The sequence below is a fragment of the Halobacillus sp. BBL2006 genome, from assembly GCF_000786645.1.
GTDB lineage: Bacteria > Bacillota > Bacilli > Bacillales > Halobacillaceae > Halobacillus.
The window spans coordinates 1-1,302 of the sequence record NZ_JRNX01000746.1 but is presented as its reverse complement, the minus strand read 5'-3'; the positions used below and the strand labels follow the sequence as shown (position 1 = coordinate 1,302).

General features: G+C 41.9%; 2 protein-coding genes. Both read right to left on the bottom strand.

Annotated elements, in window-relative coordinates:
* Positions 1–38: 38 nt before the first annotated feature.
* Entirely contained in the window at positions 39–782 is a 744-nt protein-coding gene (yidC, locus tag LD39_RS19170) for a membrane protein insertase YidC (protein WP_035551954.1), read from the bottom strand.
* 28 nt (positions 783–810) lie between these two features.
* The gene (locus LD39_RS19165; protein WP_035551951.1) at positions 811–1,101 is read right to left on the bottom strand and encodes a hypothetical protein; all 291 of its coding nucleotides are present in this window, start codon (positions 1,099–1,101) and stop codon (positions 811–813) included.
* Positions 1,102–1,302 lie beyond the last annotated feature (201 nt).

Below are 1,302 nucleotides of genomic sequence, written 5' to 3'. Positions count from 1 at the left end.
AAAACCCGCCGCAGAGCCTGCAACGGGTTTCAATCTATTTAGATCGCTTGGTTGTATAATCTTTTTGAAATCAGCGTTTGAATAATCAGGAACAATCCTCCAACTGCCCAATATAACGGCAGAGCAGATGGCGTTGAAAAAGAAATAATTAAAATCATGATCGGAGACAAGAGCCCAATCAGCTTCATTTGCTTTTGCTGCTCTTCAGGTATTCCTATTAAGGAGACACGATACTGGATGAAATACATCACACCGGCAATAATCGCCATGGTCATATCCGTTTCTCCTAAATTGAACCATAGAAACGAGTGAGTGGCGATTTCCTCAGAACTCCGGATGGCGTAATAAACACCCATAAATATCGGCATTTGGATTACAATGGGCAGACAACCCATGTTCATCGGGTTAATGTTGTGCGTTTTGTAGATCTCCATCATTTCGGATTGAAGCTTTTGCTTTTCTTCCTGTGTCTTAGCCTCTTTCATCCGGCTTTGAATGTCATTCATCTCAGGCTTGACCGCTGCCATTTTCACACGCATATCCTGGCCGTTCTTATACGTCTTTAACATGAGCGGCATAAGCACAAAACGGACAGCCAACGTAATGACGATGATAGCAATCCCATAATTTTCGCCGAAAGCTTCAGCTACAATCTTAATCGCACTTACAAAAGGTTGGACAAAGTAATGATTGAAGAACCCCTGGTTACCTCCACCCTGTGCAGGTGAACACCCTGCTAAAGCCAGACTAAACAATACTACGATACTTACTAAACGTTTCAATTTACGTCCTCCTCTTTATTCGAATGATCTAGGCACGAATAAAGAGAAAGTGGTCGCCGTCTTTGGAATTTTCCTTCCTGCGAACCGTTCGTTGAAGCCAATGAATCATATCATTAACAAATTCGACGACGTCTCCAGACGCAGGCAATTCAATATCATGCCTACTTGAAACGATATGCCGGGAGGTCATCCAATTCGATGTATCTGCCACCGTATGCGTCCAGATGGTTTCCAGCGCAATACGAACTAACAGACTTATATAGATAGACAGAAACAGTAAGTCATATGATCCATCTAACATTTCTAGTAGTATATTCATGATTAATCTCTTTTCTAAAAAGTTCTTTGTTGTCTATACGAGTAACGATACTAAAAGTTTCGAAAAAATTCAAGATATTATTACTTAGTGTGGAGACGTGCGTTAGACATGAAAGCATAAGCGAAGGTCTGCACTTCGGAACCGGATATTGTTTAGTGTGGAAGCGACTGGTCAGCGACGTACGGACTGGACACAGGATGT